The sequence below is a fragment of the Enterobacter sp. SGAir0187 genome (assembly GCF_002952735.2).
Lineage (GTDB): Bacteria > Pseudomonadota > Gammaproteobacteria > Enterobacterales > Enterobacteriaceae > Enterobacter > Enterobacter quasiroggenkampii.
The window spans coordinates 2,141,852-2,157,746 of sequence record NZ_CP025034.2 but is presented as its reverse complement, the minus strand read 5'-3'; the positions used below and the strand labels follow the sequence as shown (position 1 = coordinate 2,157,746).

20 protein-coding genes are annotated in these 15,895 nt (G+C 55.3%); 13 read left to right on the top strand and 7 right to left on the bottom strand.

The window, feature by feature from the left end; all coding sequences use genetic code 11:
* Entirely contained in the window at window positions 1–1,623 is a 1,623-nt protein-coding gene (locus tag CWR52_RS10310) for an isovaleryl-CoA dehydrogenase (protein ID WP_104949596.1), read from the top strand.
* On the opposite strand, the gene CWR52_RS10305 is transcribed toward CWR52_RS10310, so the two are convergent.
* The 3 genes from CWR52_RS10305 to bsmA form a co-directional block, all read right to left on the bottom strand.
* Window positions 1,620–3,551, bottom strand: a complete 1,932-nt coding sequence (locus CWR52_RS10305; protein WP_104949595.1) for a methyl-accepting chemotaxis protein — start codon at window positions 3,549–3,551, stop codon at window positions 1,620–1,622. The genes CWR52_RS10310 and CWR52_RS10305 overlap by 4 nt on opposite strands.
* Before the next feature lie 172 nt (window positions 3,552–3,723).
* On the bottom strand, window positions 3,724–4,011 hold the full coding sequence (gene yjfN, locus CWR52_RS10300) for a DUF1471 family protease activator YjfN (RefSeq protein ID WP_021240708.1): 288 nt from the start codon (window positions 4,009–4,011) through the stop codon (window positions 3,724–3,726).
* Between the two features lie 136 nt (window positions 4,012–4,147).
* Complete coding sequence (gene bsmA / locus CWR52_RS10295; RefSeq protein ID WP_104949594.1) at window positions 4,148–4,477, bottom strand: biofilm peroxide resistance protein BsmA; 330 nt, start codon at window positions 4,475–4,477, stop codon at window positions 4,148–4,150.
* Window positions 4,478–4,614: 137 nt separating this feature from the next.
* Between bsmA and yjfP the strand changes: the two genes are divergently transcribed.
* The gene (yjfP, locus tag CWR52_RS10290) at window positions 4,615–5,337 is read left to right on the top strand and encodes an esterase (protein WP_104949593.1); all 723 of its coding nucleotides are present in this window, start codon (window positions 4,615–4,617) and stop codon (window positions 5,335–5,337) included.
* Here yjfP and ulaR read toward each other — a convergent pair.
* Together ulaR and ulaG are read right to left on the bottom strand one after the other, a co-directional pair.
* Entirely contained in the window at window positions 5,334–6,089 is a 756-nt protein-coding gene (gene ulaR / locus CWR52_RS10285; RefSeq protein ID WP_104949592.1) for an HTH-type transcriptional regulator UlaR, read from the bottom strand. The two genes, yjfP and ulaR, sit on opposite strands and share 4 nt — an antisense overlap.
* A 110-nt stretch (window positions 6,090–6,199) precedes the next feature.
* Window positions 6,200–7,264 (bottom strand): L-ascorbate 6-phosphate lactonase, encoded by a 1,065-nt coding sequence (ulaG, locus tag CWR52_RS10280; RefSeq protein WP_104949591.1) that lies wholly within the window; start codon window positions 7,262–7,264, stop codon window positions 6,200–6,202.
* 358 nt (window positions 7,265–7,622) lie between these two features.
* Between ulaG and ulaA the strand changes: the two genes are divergently transcribed.
* From ulaA to CWR52_RS10250, 6 genes are read left to right on the top strand one after another with little or no spacing between them, the layout of a single operon-like run.
* Complete coding sequence (gene ulaA / locus CWR52_RS10275; protein WP_032675818.1) at window positions 7,623–9,023, top strand: PTS ascorbate transporter subunit IIC; 1,401 nt, start codon at window positions 7,623–7,625, stop codon at window positions 9,021–9,023.
* A 12-nt stretch (window positions 9,024–9,035) separates the two neighbouring features.
* On the top strand, window positions 9,036–9,341 hold the full coding sequence (gene ulaB / locus CWR52_RS10270) for a PTS ascorbate transporter subunit IIB (protein WP_003856022.1): 306 nt from the start codon (window positions 9,036–9,038) through the stop codon (window positions 9,339–9,341).
* Window positions 9,342–9,350: 9 nt separating this feature from the next.
* Window positions 9,351–9,818 (top strand): PTS ascorbate transporter subunit IIA, encoded by a 468-nt coding sequence (gene ulaC / locus CWR52_RS10265; protein WP_024907321.1) that lies wholly within the window; start codon window positions 9,351–9,353, stop codon window positions 9,816–9,818.
* Between the two features lie 12 nt (window positions 9,819–9,830).
* Window positions 9,831–10,481, top strand: a complete 651-nt coding sequence (gene ulaD, locus CWR52_RS10260; protein ID WP_008502901.1) for a 3-keto-L-gulonate-6-phosphate decarboxylase UlaD — start codon at window positions 9,831–9,833, stop codon at window positions 10,479–10,481.
* Window positions 10,482–10,490: 9 nt separating this feature from the next.
* On the top strand, window positions 10,491–11,351 hold the full coding sequence (locus CWR52_RS10255) for an L-ribulose-5-phosphate 3-epimerase (protein ID WP_104949590.1): 861 nt from the start codon (window positions 10,491–10,493) through the stop codon (window positions 11,349–11,351).
* Complete coding sequence (locus CWR52_RS10250; RefSeq protein ID WP_104949589.1) at window positions 11,344–12,030, top strand: L-ribulose-5-phosphate 4-epimerase; 687 nt, start codon at window positions 11,344–11,346, stop codon at window positions 12,028–12,030. The genes CWR52_RS10255 and CWR52_RS10250 overlap by 8 nt, the downstream gene beginning before the upstream one ends.
* Before the next feature lie 140 nt (window positions 12,031–12,170).
* Here CWR52_RS10250 and yjfY read toward each other — a convergent pair whose 3' ends face one another.
* Entirely contained in the window at window positions 12,171–12,446 is a 276-nt protein-coding gene (yjfY, locus tag CWR52_RS10245; RefSeq protein ID WP_045907976.1) for a DUF1471 family protein YjfY, read from the bottom strand.
* A gap of 338 nt (window positions 12,447–12,784) precedes the next feature.
* Between yjfY and rpsF the strand changes: the two genes are divergently transcribed.
* The 4 genes from rpsF to rplI are packed head-to-tail and all read left to right on the top strand — an operon-like array spanning window position 12,785 to window position 14,224.
* Window positions 12,785–13,180 (top strand): 30S ribosomal protein S6, encoded by a 396-nt coding sequence (gene rpsF, locus CWR52_RS10240; RefSeq protein WP_025758283.1) that lies wholly within the window; start codon window positions 12,785–12,787, stop codon window positions 13,178–13,180.
* 6 nt (window positions 13,181–13,186) lie between these two features.
* Window positions 13,187–13,501, top strand: a complete 315-nt coding sequence (gene priB / locus CWR52_RS10235) for a primosomal replication protein N (RefSeq protein WP_008502895.1) — start codon at window positions 13,187–13,189, stop codon at window positions 13,499–13,501.
* Between the two features lie 4 nt (window positions 13,502–13,505).
* Window positions 13,506–13,733, top strand: a complete 228-nt coding sequence (gene rpsR / locus CWR52_RS10230) for a 30S ribosomal protein S18 (RefSeq protein WP_000135199.1) — start codon at window positions 13,506–13,508, stop codon at window positions 13,731–13,733.
* Window positions 13,734–13,774: 41 nt separating this feature from the next.
* Entirely contained in the window at window positions 13,775–14,224 is a 450-nt protein-coding gene (gene rplI, locus CWR52_RS10225) for a 50S ribosomal protein L9 (RefSeq protein ID WP_003856039.1), read from the top strand.
* 68 nt (window positions 14,225–14,292) lie between these two features.
* On the opposite strand, the gene CWR52_RS10220 is transcribed toward rplI, so the two are convergent.
* On the bottom strand, window positions 14,293–14,937 hold the full coding sequence (locus CWR52_RS10220; protein WP_104949588.1) for an OapA family protein: 645 nt from the start codon (window positions 14,935–14,937) through the stop codon (window positions 14,293–14,295).
* 233 nt (window positions 14,938–15,170) lie between these two features.
* On the opposite strand from CWR52_RS10220, the gene fklB reads away from it, so the two are divergent.
* A complete protein-coding gene (fklB, locus tag CWR52_RS10215; protein WP_048225322.1) occupies window positions 15,171–15,791 on the top strand; it encodes an FKBP-type peptidyl-prolyl cis-trans isomerase in 621 nt (206 codons plus the stop codon).
* Window positions 15,792–15,895: the final 104 nt, after the last annotated feature.

The window sequence follows — 15,895 nt, the reverse complement described above, 5'->3', positions numbered from 1 at the left end:
ATGCACTGGCAGACCCATACCGTTTTCAATCAACCCGCACCACTCTCTAACAGCAACCTTTTTCTCTCGGACTGCGCGCTGCGTGACGCCGTTTCGCGCGAGGGTGCCGAGTGGGATATCGAGCTGCTCGCCAGCATAGGACAGCAGTTAGGCACCGCAGAGTCGCTGGAGCTGGGCAGGCTGGCGAACGTGAATCCGCCGGAGTTGCTTCGCTATGACGCCACCGGAGAGCGACTGGATGACGTCCGCTTTCACCCGGCATGGCACCTGCTGATGCAGGGGCTATGTGCCAATCGGGTACATAACCTGGCCTGGGAAGAGGAGGCGCGTAAAGGGTCGTTTGTCGCGCGGGCCGCACGCTTTGTGCTTCATGCTCAGGTGGAAGCGGGCACGCTTTGCCCGGTCACCATGACGTTTGCCGCCACGCCGCTGCTGCAGCAGGCGCTTCCCAAAATATTTCACGACTGGCTGACGCCGCTACTCAGCGATCGCTACGATCCGCATCTGGCCCCCGGCGCGCAAAAGCGCGGCCTGCTGATCGGTATGGGGATGACGGAAAAGCAGGGCGGCTCAGACGTGCTGAGCAACACCACCAAAGCGGAAAAATGTGGCGACGGCAGCTACCGGCTGGTGGGGCATAAATGGTTTTTCTCCGTCCCGCAAAGCGATGCACACCTGGTGCTGGCCCAGGCGAAAGGCGGGCTATCCTGCTTTTTTGTGCCGCGCTTTTTGCCTGACGGACAGCGCAACGCCGTCCGGCTGGAGCGCCTCAAGGACAAGCTCGGGAACCGCTCCAACGCCAGCAGCGAGGTGGAGTTCCTGGATGCCTCCGGCTGGCTGCTGGGGGAAGAGGGCGAAGGGGTACGGCAGATCCTCAAAATGGGCGGGCTGACGCGCTTTGACTGCGCGCTGGGTAGCCACGGACTGATGCGCCGTGCGCTGTCCGTGGCGCTGTACCATGCGCATCAGCGCCAGACCTTCGGCAAAAATCTTATCGATCAGCCGCTCATGCGCGAAGTGCTAAGCCGGATGGCGCTGGTGCTGGAGGGGCAAACGGCGCTGCTGTTCCGCCTGGCGCGGGCGTGGGATAAACGCGCGGATCCGCAGGAGGCGGCATGGGCGCGGCTGTTTACCCCGGCCGCGAAATTTAGCGTGTGCAAAGCGGGTATCCCGTTTGTGGCTGAAGCGATGGAGGTGCTGGGCGGAGTCGGGTACTGCGAGGAGAGCGAACTTCCCCGCCTGTATCGCGAGATGCCGGTGAACAGCATCTGGGAAGGGTCCGGCAACATCATGTGCCTGGACGTGCTGCGCGTGCTGGCGAAGCAGCCGGGTATTCACGATCTGCTTGCCGATGAGTTTGCACAGGTCAAAGGGCAGGACAGACACTTCGACCGCAGCTGGCGACAGCTTCAGCAAAAACTGCGTAAACCGCAGGAGGCGCAGGGGCGGGAAATTGCGCAGCAGCTTTTCCTGCTGGGTGCCGGGAGCGAAATGCTGCGGCACGCATCGCCCCCGGTGGCGCAGGCGTGGTGCCGCATGATGCTGGATACCCGTGGCGGCACGCTGATGAGCGAGCAGGTGCAAAATGACCTGCTGCTGCGTGCGACGGGCAGAGTCGGTTAGTCTTTTAGCTGGAACAGACTTACCAGCTGGGCCAGATGTGATCCCTTCTCGCGCAGCGTTTGAGCCGTTTGTTCGCTGCGTGAGATACGATCGGCATTGATATGCGACGCTTCGCCAATGTGGGTCATGGCAAGATTCACCTGGCCAATCCCGGCGGACTGCTCGCGTGAAGCATGGTTAATCTCGGTGACCAACTGGCTGATGTTATCGATATGAATGATGATGTCATCCATCGCCAGGCGCGTCTTTTCAGACAGCGCATGGCCCTCACTCACTTTCCTGAGCGTATCGCCAATAAGCTGTTCAATCTCCTTCACCGCGTTAGCGCTGCGTCCTGCCAGGGCGCGAACTTCCTGCGCGACCACCGCAAACCCTTTCCCGTGCTCGCCCGCGCGGGCCGCTTCCACTGCCGCATTCAGCGCCAGGATATTGGTCTGGAAAGCGATGGACTCAATCACGCGCGTGATGTCTTCGATGCGTTTTGACGCTTCGCGAATGTCGTCCATCGTCGACACCGCGTGGGTGACCGTCTCACCGCCCTGATGCACCGCGAGCGAGGTTTCACCCACCAGCTGCTGCGTTTGCTCCATATTGGCGGCATTTTGCTGCACGGTGGCGGCCAGCTGCTCCATGCTGGCGGAGGTCTCTTCCACGCTGCTGGCCTGCTTGTTGATCTGCTCTGAAATCTCGCCAGTGTCGGCGGCCAGCGCGTTGGTGCCCAAATGGATCTCGCCTGCGGCCTCGCGGACCTGCAGGACAATTTTTTGCAGGCCGCCACCGATGCCGTTGATGGCGTCGATCAGCTGGCCGACTTCGTCCTGGCGCGTCACGGGCAGGCTGGAACGGAGATCCCCTGCGGCATATTGCCGGGCAAGATGGATCACATTGCGCAGCGGTCGGGTCAGCACGCGGCGAATAATGACCACGAACAGACCAGCAAACAGGATAGATAAGACCACGCCGGCCAGCAGGAAACGATCGCGCATGGCGGTAACGCTTGAGAGCAGCACCGATTTATCCACTTCGCCGACAATAGTCCAGTTCCAGCCTGGCAGCGGGGTATACGCCATTTTCAGCGTGCGGCCGTCGTCGCTTACGCGTTCCAGCGTGCCGGGCTTGTCACCCAGAAGCTGCTGCTGCGTCGCGTCGTCCCACTTCGGCAGCTGCCCCTCTTCACCGGCATGGAAAAGGTATTGCCCGCGCGTTTTGCCGTTGCTGCGATCCAGCACGAAGAAGTGACCGCTCTCACCCAGGCGGCGGTTGAGAATTTTCTCGCGCATGACGTTCCAGGAGTGAGTGATGTCCACCCCGACAAAGACGATCGCAATGACCTGTCCTTCGGCGTTTTTTACGGGCTGATACTGGGTGATGTAGCGTTTGCCAAACAGCAGCGCCAGTCCGCGGTAGACTTCCCCTCTGTTGACGGCGGCAAAGGCCGGACTGGAGGCATCCAGCACGGTACCCATCGCCCGCTCGCCATTCTCTTTGCGCAGGGAGGTCGCTACGCGAACAAAGTCGTTTCCGCTGCGTACAAACAGCGTCGAGATGGCTCCCGTACGGTTCAGGAAGTCGTCCGACAGGGTGTTATTTTCATGTAGCCCGGTGTCGCCGCCTTTCAGAAGCGGGACGCTGAGCCCGTTGATCGTCTGGGGTTGGGAAGGATCACTATTCAGTGGCTGCGGTAAAAAGGTAGTAAACAGCCGGGTATAACTCTCAACCTCTTCACTCAGGCTGGTGTTAAACATCTGCACCATGTCGACCATGCCGGTAGACTGATTATGCAGGTCTTCTACCGCAAGGGCTTCAAGCTGCTGGCTGGCTTTTTGACTGAGCAGAAAAGTGAAAAGCAGAAACAGCGTGGCGACACTGACGCCCGTAAGCAGCGACAGCTTCGCTCCCAGGCCTGCACGGCGAAAAACGTTGATCATAAATTGCTCATCATTGAAAAGGTATGGTTCTTCAACGGCAGAGAGGGGATTACGTTTACTGAATTAATGTAACAAAATGTTATTTTGTTGTTATTGGTTGGTTTTTTATTAGATAAAAAATTTGCAAAAGCGAAAAGCCACTAAAAATAAGTGGCTTTTATCAGGAGGGATATTACACGTAGAGAATGGCCTGTACCCGCCAGTGGTCGATATGGTTATCTTCCTGCATCTGGATGATGCGATACCATGAAGCACCCTGCTCATCGGCCTTTAATGCCACAACGCGTTCAACGTCTTGCGGGCTCCCCGAGATATTATTCACGGAGATCTGGCCAATTTCATTCAGGCCAGTTACACAGTCAGCACTGGCGAATTCTGCTGACTGCGCAGTGGTGCTCACCAGGCCTGCTGAGAGCAACAGAGAGGTCAAAGCAAGAGTTCGTTTCATCGTCAGCTCCATTTCACATATCTCCGGTATCCGCCGGGCAATCCTTCGCAAATAAACTCCCTTCCATTGACGCGGGCATGGAGTTTATTGTGGACAGGAAAATGTCTATGGACGCAAAGCAGTGTAAATCTCGTTCAAAGGTAAACCATTATTTACGGTACAAAATGGCCTGTGAATACCACTGTCCCGTTATGATGGTTTCGTCGATCATAATGATGACGTAATAATCTGCTTTGGCGGCGACGGCCTGTGCTTTTATTGCCGCTTCTGCGTCATCCGGAGAGCCGCGAACCAGCGCGGAGACGGTGCCCATTCGTTGTAATCCTTCCGTCTGATTACGATGAATCTCCTGCGGATGATCGGCGACCGGTGGAGCGGGTTGCGGCGTTCCCTGCAGCGCGCTACAGCCACTGAGCAGAAACACCAGCACTAAAGCAGCAAACCTGCGCATAACCATATCTCGTTTCCTGATAGCCATAGTGTAGTTGTCTGTGAATTTAGTTTTGGGGGAATGTTCCCGAAGTGTTATCTGGGACGTATATTTCGAATGAAAATGATGTGAAAGCGTAACCCAGTTCTCAACATTATGAATCATACATTCGTACAGGGTCGACAATGATTGAAATTGAAATACGCCACCTCGGCGACCATGAAATTTTACACGCTATGCCAGCGGGTAAACGTGATAAACCGCTGCCTGTTGTGGTTTTTTATCATGGGTTTACCTCATCGAAGCTGGTTTACAGTTATTTTGCGGTTGCGCTGGCGCAGGTGGGTTTTCGCGTGGTGATGCCGGATGCGCCTGACCACGGCGCCCGCTTTATGGGTAACGAACAGGCGCGCCTTGGGCAGTTCTGGCACATTCTGCACGGGAGTCTGACCGAGTTTGCCGGGTTGCGCGATGCGCTTTATGAGGCAGGGCTGGTGGCTGAGAATCGTCTGGCCGTGGCCGGGGCGTCGATGGGCGGTATGACGGCGCTGGGGATTATGACGCATCATCCGGAAGTGAAATCGGTCGCCTGCCTGATGGGCTCGGGCTATTTTACGTCGCTGGCGAAGACGCTCTTTCCCCCTCAGGATTTAGCGGAAATCACCGCGACGCTCGAAGAGTGGGACGTGACCCGGGCATTGCCGCGCCTGGCGGATCGCCCGCTGCTGCTGTGGCACGGCGACGCGGATGATGTGGTCCCGCCTGAGGGAACCTTCCGACTACAGCAGGCGTTAATGAATGCAGGCCTGGACGGTAATCTCACCTGTCTGTGGGAAGCGGGCGTTCGCCACCGCATCACGCCCACGGCGCTGGACGCTACGGTGGCGTTTTTCCGCCAGCACCTTTAAACGCGCAGCACTTTTACGCCCTGATCTTCCAGCTTCTGGATGATCTCAGGGTTGGCGCCTTTGCCGGTGATCACCATGTCGATCTGTTCGGCACGGCTGAACAGCATGCCAGCGCGCTCGCCCACTTTGCTGCTGTCGACCAGCACAACGAGCTTGCCCACAACGTTGAGCATATTTTGTTCCGCCATCGCGGTCAGCATATCGGTTTTATACAGGCCATCTGCCGTCAGGCCTTTGCCGCTGGTAAACATCCAGTGCCCGGCATAGAGACTGTTTTCGCTGTCCTGAGGGCTAAGGGTGATGGACTGGCTTTTATTGTACTGCCCGCCCATGATCACCACGCTCTCATGCTCCTGGTCGATGAGATAGTTAGCGAGCGGTAAGTAGTTGGTGATGATTTGCACCGGCTTGCCGCACATTTCACGGCCCAGCAGAAATGCCGTGGAGCCGCAGTTGATCACGACGCTCTCACCGGGGTTCACCAGCTGCGACGCGGCTCTGGCGATCCGCACTTTTTCATCATGATTTTGCGCCTGATGAATATTCATTGGCGACCAGCGTGGACGCTGCTGGCTGATGGCTTCTGCGCCGTTGCGGACTTTTTTCAGCTTGCCGCTCTCATCCAGCTTGTTGATGTCTCGCCGCGCCGTTGCCGGGGAGATCCCTAAACGTTCGATCACTTTCTCGACGGTGATAAACCCTGTTTGCGCCAGGAGTTCCAGGAGAATTTGATGCCGTTGCGCTTCCGTCATGAGCTATTCCGATAAGAATTGATTTGAAAAGATGATATTTGAAATAGCGTGAAATTACTAAAAGAAATATGACATCGCCAGACATCACGTCTGGCGATGTGGCTACACAATCAGAGGAAGGACTTGAACGGCAGGTCTGGCTCAATGGTGAAGCAATCATCGAAACCACGTGGGTAGTGATATTCAAGATTATCTTTGTCCAGCGGCCAGATGAACTTGCCGCCGACCTGCCAGATGAACGGCTTGAAGCCATACTTCAGGCGGTCTTTTTTCATCTCCCACAGCACGCGGATTTCCTGCGGATCGGCCTGGAAGTTTGACCAGATATCGTGGTGGAACGGAATCACCACTTTGGTATTCAGCGCTTCCGCCATGCGCAGCATGTCGGCGCTGGTCATTTTGTCAGTAATGCCGCGCGGGTTCTCACCGTAGGAGCCCAGCGCCACGTCAATCTGGTGCTCGTTACCGTGCTTCGCGTAGTAGTTGGAGTAGTGAGAGTCACCGCTGTGGTACAGGGAGCCGCCAGGGGTTTTAAACAGATAGTTAACCGCGCGCTCATCCATACCGTCCGGCAGTACACCCGCGGCTTTCTGATCGGCAGGCAGGGTAATCAGTGCGGTACGGTCAAAGGCATCCAGCGCATGGATTTCAATATCTTTAATTTTCACCACGTCGCCAGGCTTCATCACGATGCAGCGCTCTTTCGGCACGCCCCAGCCAATCCACAGATCCACGCAGGTCTGCGGCCCGATAAACGGCACATCGTCAGCACAGTTTTGCATCACCGCTGCCGCCACGTTCACATCGATATGATCGTTGTGATCGTGAGTGGAGAGCACGGCGTCGATCTGGCGAATGGCAAACGGATCGAGCACAAACGGCGTGGTACGCAGGTTCGGCTGCAGTTTTTCCACGCCCGCCATGCGCTGCATCTGGTGGCCCTTTTTCATCAACGGGTTGCCGTGGCTCTGCTTGCCGGTGCCGCACCAGAAATCGACGCAGATATTGGCGCCGCCTTCTGATTTCAGCCAGATACCGGTGCAGCCCAGCCACCACATCGCAAAGGTACCAGGAGCAACCTGTTCCTGCTCGATCTCTTCATTCAGCCAGCTGCCCCATTCCGGGAAGGTGCTCAGAATCCATGACTCACGGGTGATGGTGTTCACTTTACTCATCGTTTTGACTCCTGGTTTAATCAAAAATAATCACATTATGATTTGTTGTGATTAATGCTGGCACCATTTGACGCGCTTTGCAATGGTAAAAATGCGGATTTTTATCCGTTCAACTTCACAGATTCTCCGCTTCTTGCTTGTTATAGTAGTACGCACAACTCATTAATTTGATGAATTATAAAGATTAATTTGTTTTTGCAATGCAGTGGTGAAAATCATTATTAACTGCATGGAAATAAATTGCGTGATACGTCACAAATAATCAAATGCAATCTTGTGGTGATTATTTGTGATTAATAGAGTGATGACACCAACCGCACAGGGATTACCCCTCGTGTTCTCATTTCTGGAGAGAGTTATGGAGATCCTCTACAACGTCTTTACCGTGTTCTTTAATCAGGTAATGACCAACGCCCCGCTGCTGCTGGGTATCGTGACGTGTCTGGGCTATATCCTGCTGCGCAAAAGCGTCAGCGTGATTATTAAAGGCACCATCAAAACCATTATCGGTTTCATGCTGTTACAGGCGGGGTCTGGCATTCTGACCAGCACCTTTAAGCCGGTCGTCGCCAAAATGTCCGAAGTGTATGGCATCAACGGTGCGATTTCTGACACTTACGCCTCAATGATGGCCACCATCGAGCGCATGGGTGATGCCTATAGCTGGGTGGGGTATGCAGTGCTGCTCGCCCTGGCGCTGAACATCATCTACGTTCTCCTGCGCCGCATTACCGGCATTCGCACCATCATGCTCACCGGGCACATCATGTTCCAGCAGGCGGGGCTGATCGCGGTTTCTCTCTATATCTTCGGTTACCCAATGTGGACCACGATTATCTGCACCGCGGTGCTGGTCTCGCTCTACTGGGGTATCACCTCCAACATGATGTACAAGCCGACTCAGGAAGTGACGGACGGCTGCGGTTTCTCCATCGGCCATCAGCAGCAGTTTGCTTCCTGGATTGCCTATAAAGTTGCGCCATACCTGGGCAAAAAAGAAGAGAGCGTTGAAGACCTCAAGCTGCCTGGCTGGCTGAATATCTTCCATGACAACATCGTTTCGACCGCAATTGTGATGACCATCTTCTTCGGCGCCATTCTGCTCTCCTTCGGTATTGACGTGGTGCAGGCGATGGCAGGCAAAACCCACTGGACGGTTTACATCCTGCAGACCGGTTTCTCCTTCGCGGTGGCGATCTTCATCATCACTCAGGGCGTACGTATGTTCGTCGCCGAACTGTCGGAAGCGTTCAACGGTATCTCCCAGCGCCTGATCCCTGGCGCGGTACTGGCCATCGACTGTGCCGCTATCTATAGCTTCGCGCCAAACGCGGTGGTCTGGGGCTTTATGTGGGGCACTATCGGCCAGCTGATTGCGGTGGGCATTCTGGTCGGCTGCGGCTCCTCAATCCTGATTATTCCAGGCTTTATCCCGATGTTCTTCTCCAACGCCACCATCGGCGTATTCGCTAACCACTTCGGCGGCTGGCGTGCGGCGCTCAAAATCTGCCTGGTGATGGGCATGGTGGAAATCTTCGGTTGCGTGTGGGCGGTCAAGCTCACCGGTATGAGCGCCTGGATGGGCATGGCGGACTGGTCAATTCTGGCACCGCCGATGATGCAGGGCTTTGCCTCCATCGGGCTGGTCTTTATGGCCATCATCATCCTGATTGCTCTGGCTTATATGTTCTTCGCTGGCCGTTCGCTGCGAGCAGAAGAAGACGCGGAAAAACAAACAGCAGAAGTCTCTGCTCATTAAGGAGTTTCGATTATGACCGTACGTATCCTGGCTGTGTGTGGTAATGGGCAAGGCAGCTCCATGATCATGAAGATGAAAGTGGACCAGTTTTTAACCCAGTCCAACATCGACCACACGGTGAACAGCTGCGCAGTGGGTGAATACAAAAGTGAGTTGAACGGCGCGGACATCATCATCGCCTCTACTCATATCGCCGGCGAAATCAGTGTGTCGGGTAATAAATACGTGGTGGGCGTGCGCAACATGCTGTCGCCTGCGGATTTCGGACCAAAACTGCTGGAAGTGATTAAAGAGCACTTCCCACAAGACGTGAAGTAAGGACGCCACATGAAACTACGTGATTCGCTGGCAGAGAATAACTCCATCCTTTTACAGGCTGAGGCTAGCACCTGGCAGGAAGCGGTAAAGCTGAGTGTGGATCTGCTGGTTAAGGCTGACGTTGTCGAGCCGCGTTACTACCAGGCCATTCTGGATGGCGTGGCGCAGCATGGCCCTTACTTTGTGATTGCGCCAGGTCTGGCGATGCCGCATGGCCGCCCGGAAGAGGGTGTGAAGAAAACCGGCTTCGCGCTGGTGACGCTGAAAACGCCGCTGGTGTTTAACCACGAAGATAACGACCCGGTCGACATCCTGATCACCATGGCCGCTGTTGACGCTAACACCCACCAGGAGGTGGGCATCATGCAGATCGTCAATCTGTTTGATGACGAAGCCAATTTCGATCGTTTACGCGCCTGCCGTACCGAGCAGGACGTGCTGGATTTAATTGATAACGCCACAGCGGCGGCTGTTTAAGAGGAATTGAAAATGTCATTACCCATGTTGCAGGTTGCGCTCGATAACCAAACCTTGTCCCACGCTTATGAAACGACCCGTCTGATTGCGGAAGAAGTCGATATCATCGAAGTGGGTACCATTCTCTGCGTGGGCGAGGGCGTTCGTGCCGTTCGCGACCTGAAAGCGCTTTATCCGCACAAAATCGTGCTGGCAGATGCCAAAATTGCCGACGCAGGCAAAATCCTCTCCCGCATGTGCTTCGAAGCCAACGCCGACTGGGTCACCGTCATTTGCTGTGCGGATATCAACACCGCCAAAGGCGCGCTGGACGTGGCAAAAGAGTTTAACGGCGACGTGCAGATTGAGCTGACAGGTTTCTGGACCTGGGAGCAGGCCCAGGAGTGGCGTGATGCGGGTATACAGCAGGTGGTGTATCACCGCAGCCGCGATGCGCAGGCCGCAGGGGTGGCGTGGGGCGAAGCGGATATCAGCGCGATCAAACGTCTGGCGGATATGGGCTTTAAAGTCACCGTTACCGGCGGTCTGGCACTGGAAGATCTGCCGCTGTTCAAGGGCATTCCGATTCACGTCTTTATTGCCGGTCGCAGCATTCGTGATGCGGCGTCTCCGGTGGAAGCGGCGCGTCAGTTCAAACGCTCAATCGCTCAGCTTTGGGGCTAAGGAGCGGGTATGTTGTCCAAACAGGTCCCGCTTGGCATCTATGAAAAGGCACTCCCTGCGGGGGAGTGCTGGCTGGAGCGGTTACAGCTGGCAAAACAGCTAGGCTTCGATTTTGTCGAAATGTCCGTGGATGAGACGGACGAACGCCTCTCTCGTCTCGACTGGGTCCGTGAACAGCGCCTGGCGCTGGTGAGCGCGATTGCCGAAACGGGGGTACGCGTGCCGTCGATGTGCCTGAGCGCCCACCGCCGGTTCCCTCTCGGCAGTGAAGACGATGCTGTACGCGCTCAGGGGCTGGAGATCATGCGTAAAGCCATTCGCTTTGCGCAGGACGTGGGTATCCGCGTGATCCAGCTGGCGGGTTATGACGTTTATTACCAGGAAGCCAACGATGAAACGCGCCGTCGTTTCCGTGACGGGCTGAAGGAGAGCGTTGAGATGGCCAGCCGTGCGCAGGTCACGCTGGCGATGGAGATCATGGACTACCCGTTGATGAACTCCATCAGCAAGGCGCTGGGCTACGCGCACTATCTGAATAACCCGTGGTTCCAGCTTTATCCTGATATCGGCAACCTGTCGGCATGGGATAACGATGTGCAGATGGAACTGCAGGCAGGCATGGGGCATATCGTGGCGGTGCACGTCAAAGATACCCGTCCTGGCGTGTTTAAAAACGTACCGTTCGGCACCGGGGTGGTGGATTTCGAACGGTGTTTCGAGACGCTCAAGCAGACAGGCTATTGCGGGCCTTATCTGATCGAGATGTGGAGCGAAACGTCGGAAAACCCTGCGGCGGAAGTAGCAAAGGCGCGGGACTGGGTGCGCGAGCGTATGGCGCGCGCGGGGTTACTGGAGGCTGAACATGCTTAAGCTGAAACAGCAGGTCTTTGAAGCCAACATGGATCTGCCGCGCTATGGCCTGGTCACCTTCACCTGGGGTAACGTCAGCGCTATCGATCGCGAACAGGGGCTGATCGTGATTAAGCCTAGCGGTGTGGCGTATGACACCATGAACGCTGACGATATGGTGGTGGTCGATCTTGACGGAAACGTCGTGGAGGGAAAATGGCGTCCCTCTTCAGACACGGCGACCCATCTGGCGCTTTATCGTCGTTATCCCTCACTCGGCGGCGTTGTGCATACCCACTCGACCCATGCCACGGCCTGGGCACAGGCGGGGCTGGCGATTCCGGCGCTGGGAACAACGCATGCGGACTACTTCTTTGGCGACATCCCCTGCACGCGCGCATTAACGCAGGCTGAAGTGGAAGGCGAATACGAGTTCAACACCGGGAAGGTTATCATCGAAACGTTGGGTGAAAGCGAACCGCTGCATACGCCGGGTATTGTGGTCTATCAGCACGGCCCGTTCGCCTGGGGAAAAGATGCCCACGACGCCGTTCACAATGCGGTTGTCATGGAGGAGGTGGCACGCATGGCGTGGATTGCCCGCGGCATCAACCCACAGCTTCAGGGGATTGATGATTACCTGATGAACAAGCATTTCATGCGTAAGCACGGCCCGAATGCCTATTACGGGCAGAAGTGAATAAGTGCTCTGGAATACCGAAAAACAGTTGTAACCGGTGGTATTCCGGAGCCATTCACAAAAAAAGCCCCCGGGCAGGGGGCAACGTCAACTATGGCTATGTTCTCGTTGTTGGCTTTCCTGGTGCTAGCGTTAACGCGTTATCGGTAAATATCTGCACTGGCGTGCATATTGCCGTTGCTGCCGGGCTCACGGATTAACATCACGTGGTAATAGGTTGCACCCTGTGCATCGGTTTCTTGATTAAGGGCCTGATCTGCTTCACTTTCCGTGGCGAAATTATGATTGATGTAAATGACGCCCAAGCTTTGCACATCATCCATGTTTCTGGCCTGTCGGCTGTCTATCTTGATGGCTGCCATCGCGTTTGCACTGAGCAAAAGCGCTGCCATTAGGGCTAATGCGATTTGTTTCATGATATGCGCTCCACGACTGCGTGCTCTGAGAGGGGGACTCCTTCTTCTGTTCAGGTGATCTCTGATTAAAGTGTAATCATTCCTCCGGCGGAGAAGCGTGACCATTTCTGATGCAGTTGTTCAAAAAAACACCGCTTACGGGTGTGAGTAATTTTAAATCACCCACTTAGACCCGCTTCGCGCTTTGTGCGAATTATTTGTGCAATCAGCTTGAGTTTCCGGGGGGGCGCAAGTATTATGACGCGTCAATTTTTCAGCCGACCTTTAACACGTTCCTTGCCTCCCCGGGCCTCGGCTGACCCAGACAGGAGGCTGAATAATCCGTAAGGAGCAATTCGATGCGTCATTACGAAATCGTTTTTATGGTCCATCCTGACCAGAGCGAACAGGTTCCGGGTATGATCGAGCGCTACACTGGTGCAATCACTGCAGCAGCGGGCACGATCCACCGTCTGGAAGACTGGGGCCGCCGTCAGCTGGCTTATCCGATCAACAAACTGCACAAAGCTCACTACGTTCTGATGAACGTTGAAGCGCCGCAGGAAGTGATCGATGAGCTGGAAACTAACTTCCGCTTCAACGATGCCGTTATCCGCAGCATGGTTATGCGTACTAAACACGCAGTTACCGAAGCATCTCCGATGGTTAAAGCGAAAGACGAGCGCCGTGAGCGTCGCGATGATTTCGCAAACGAAACCGCAGATGATTCTGATGCTGGGGATTCTGAAGAGTAATTTCTGATGACCAACCGTCTGGCGTTGTCCGGCATCGTATGCAGGGCTCCCCTTCGAAAGGTCAGTCCATCAGGAATTCCGCATTGCCAGTTCGTGCTTGAGCATCGTTCTGTGCAAGAGGAAGCCGGGTTTCACCGGCAGGCGTGGTGCCAAATGCCCGTTATTATTAGCGGACACGAAAACCAGGCCATTACTCACAGTTTAACGGTCGGTAGTGCAGTAATCGTTCAGGGGTTCATCTCTTGCCACAAGGCAAAGAACGGTCTGAGCAAAATGGTTCTGCATGCCGAGCAGATTGATTTGATAGATTCTGGAGACTAGCCATATGGCACGTTATTTCCGTCGTCGCAAGTTCTGCCGTTTCACCGCGGAAGGCGTTCAAGAGATCGACTATAAAGATATCGCAACGCTGAAAAACTACATCACCGAAAGCGGTAAGATTGTCCCAAGCCGTATCACCGGTACTCGTGCAAAATATCAGCGTCAGCTGGCTCGCGCTATCAAACGCGCTCGCTACCTGTCCCTGCTGCCGTACACTGATCGTCATCAGTAATCGGGCACGGTCCATTAATACGACTTTAAGAGGATAAGGTAATGCAAGTTATTCTGCTTGATAAAGTAGCAAACCTGGGCAGCCTGGGTGATCAGGTAAACGTTAAAGCGGGTTACGCTCGTAACTTCCTGGTTCCACAGGGTAAAGCTGTTCCAGCTACCAAGAAAAACGTAGAGTTTTTCGAAGCACGTCGCGCTGAACTGGAAGCCAAACTGGCTGACGTTCTGGCGGCTGCTAATGCTCGCGCTGAAGCAATCAACGCACTGGGCACCGTTACCATCGCGTCCAAAGCTGGCGACGAAGGTAAACTGTTCGGTTCCATCGGTACCCGCGATATCGCTGATGCAGTAACTGCTGCAGGCGTTAAAGTGGCTAAGAGCGAAGTTCGTCTGCCGAACGGCGTTCTGCGTACCACTGGTGAGCACGAAGTTGACTTCCAGGTTCACAGCGAAGTGTTCGCTAAACTGGTTGTTAACGTTGTAGCTGAGTAATTTTTTACTCTGCTCACGTTGAAACGCCGGCCTTGTGCCGGCGTTTTGCTTTTTACAGATCCCAGTCTTTAACGTGCCCTGATAAAACTGCCGTCCGGCTGGCGGGTAAACAACACCTGTTGTCCATTTCCGGTATCAATCGTTAACCCTGTCACCACCCCGCTGGCATTCTGGCGTATTTGCACCATCTGACCATTCTGCAGGTTACTGAGCGGCTTACCCGCACCTTCCACCTTCGCCATGGCATACACGTCTGTCGGCGGCAGGTTGTGGTCACGGAACAGCTGCGCCAGCGTTTTACCCGACTCTACGCGATAGGAACGCCACTGTTGCTCAATGCCGGTGGGCTGTTGCGTCTGAGGCTGAGACGGGGCGGCGGCTTGTTCCTGCGGCTGTTCGTCCTGAATGGGCTCTGGCTCAACCGGCGCGACCTGACCCGGGTCGTTAGACGGGGTGACGAGCTGCGTCTGCATCGGCTGTGCGTCAGACTGCGGTCGGGTTTGCGACTGAATATCCAGCTGAGCATTGCGGGTGACGGGAGCGGTATCAACATCATCGCCACCGGAAGGAAGCAGGAAGCCCACAATCACCATCAGCGCACCAATGATGATCCCTCTGCGATGCAGAGGCGGCAGCGGGTCCATGATGCGAAAATTGTCCGGCGCCTGCCAGATTTTCGCCAGGGTAGGTTTCAGTTCAAATCGCCCGGGCATGGCACTCCTCCTGCTCCGCGTATTTTTTATCCTGTGCCCCGAAGTATAGTTTGCTAACTGCCTGAACGGCGTAGTAAACCCGACATCCGTGACATCAGTTCGGGATTAATCCTGGTTCTCTCTATTGTTTCTGTTTCGTCGCGGTTTGTCACCTTAACTTCAGACAAAGTTTTACCCATAAGGGCATGGCTGATATGCTGCCCGCTACTTTAAATGTGATGGAAGGAAAACCCATGACCACCCCGACTTTTGACACTATCGAAGCGCAGGCAAGTTACGGTATCGGCTTGCAGGTAGGACAGCAGCTGAGCGAATCCGGCCTGGAAGGTCTGTTACCAGAAGCGCTGGTGGCGGGTATCGCTGACGCGCTGGAAGGCAAACAGCCTGCCGTTCCGGTTGACGTCGTGCACCGTGCGCTGCGTGAAATCCACGAACGTGCTGACGCCGTGCGTCGCGCGCGCTTTGAAGAGATGGCCGCCGAAGGTGTGAAATATCTGGAAGAGAACCGCGAGCGTGAAGGCGTGAACAGCACCGAGTCTGGTCTGCAGTTCCGCGTGATCACTCAGGGCGACGGCGCAATCCCGGCGCGTACCGACCACGTTCGCGTGCACTACACCGGTAAGCTGATCGACGGTACCGTCTTCGACAGCTCCGTGGCGCGCGGCGAACCGGCTGAGTTCCCAGTGAATGGCGTTATCGCAGGCTGGATCGAAGCGCTGACCTTGATGCCAGTGGGTTCTAAATGGGAACTGACTATTCCGCACAACCTGGCCTACGGCGAGCGCGGCGCTGGCGCGTCCATCCCGCCATTCAGCACCCTGGTCTTTGAAGTCGAACTGCTGGAAATTCTGTAATCGACTTTTCTTATTTCCTCTCCCCGGCTGGGGAGGGGAAAATAGCGTGAAAACCTATAGTTAAGCCGGAATCAATATTTTATCTTGCAAACGAAACTGTTGCG

Coding starts and splice junctions, on each gene's coding strand:
- CWR52_RS10310 (WP_104949596.1), top strand. CDS start 1: ATGCACTGGCAGACCCATACCGTTTTCAATCAACCCGCACCACTCTCT.
- CWR52_RS10305 (WP_104949595.1), bottom strand. CDS start 3,551: ATGATCAACGTTTTTCGCCGTGCAGGCCTGGGAGCGAAGCTGTCGCTG.
- yjfN (WP_021240708.1), bottom strand. CDS start 4,011: ATGGAGCTGACGATGAAACGAACTCTTGCTTTGACCTCTCTGTTGCTC.
- bsmA (WP_104949594.1), bottom strand. CDS start 4,477: ATGGCTATCAGGAAACGAGATATGGTTATGCGCAGGTTTGCTGCTTTA.
- yjfP (WP_104949593.1), top strand. CDS start 4,615: ATGATTGAAATTGAAATACGCCACCTCGGCGACCATGAAATTTTACAC.
- ulaR (WP_104949592.1), bottom strand. CDS start 6,089: ATGACGGAAGCGCAACGGCATCAAATTCTCCTGGAACTCCTGGCGCAA.
- ulaG (WP_104949591.1), bottom strand. CDS start 7,264: ATGAGTAAAGTGAACACCATCACCCGTGAGTCATGGATTCTGAGCACC.
- ulaA (WP_032675818.1), top strand. CDS start 7,623: ATGGAGATCCTCTACAACGTCTTTACCGTGTTCTTTAATCAGGTAATG.
- ulaB (WP_003856022.1), top strand. CDS start 9,036: ATGACCGTACGTATCCTGGCTGTGTGTGGTAATGGGCAAGGCAGCTCC.
- ulaC (WP_024907321.1), top strand. CDS start 9,351: ATGAAACTACGTGATTCGCTGGCAGAGAATAACTCCATCCTTTTACAG.
- ulaD (WP_008502901.1), top strand. CDS start 9,831: ATGTCATTACCCATGTTGCAGGTTGCGCTCGATAACCAAACCTTGTCC.
- CWR52_RS10255 (WP_104949590.1), top strand. CDS start 10,491: ATGTTGTCCAAACAGGTCCCGCTTGGCATCTATGAAAAGGCACTCCCT.
- CWR52_RS10250 (WP_104949589.1), top strand. CDS start 11,344: ATGCTTAAGCTGAAACAGCAGGTCTTTGAAGCCAACATGGATCTGCCG.
- yjfY (WP_045907976.1), bottom strand. CDS start 12,446: ATGAAACAAATCGCATTAGCCCTAATGGCAGCGCTTTTGCTCAGTGCA.
- rpsF (WP_025758283.1), top strand. CDS start 12,785: ATGCGTCATTACGAAATCGTTTTTATGGTCCATCCTGACCAGAGCGAA.
- priB (WP_008502895.1), top strand. CDS start 13,187: ATGACCAACCGTCTGGCGTTGTCCGGCATCGTATGCAGGGCTCCCCTT.
- rpsR (WP_000135199.1), top strand. CDS start 13,506: ATGGCACGTTATTTCCGTCGTCGCAAGTTCTGCCGTTTCACCGCGGAA.
- rplI (WP_003856039.1), top strand. CDS start 13,775: ATGCAAGTTATTCTGCTTGATAAAGTAGCAAACCTGGGCAGCCTGGGT.
- CWR52_RS10220 (WP_104949588.1), bottom strand. CDS start 14,937: ATGCCCGGGCGATTTGAACTGAAACCTACCCTGGCGAAAATCTGGCAG.
- fklB (WP_048225322.1), top strand. CDS start 15,171: ATGACCACCCCGACTTTTGACACTATCGAAGCGCAGGCAAGTTACGGT.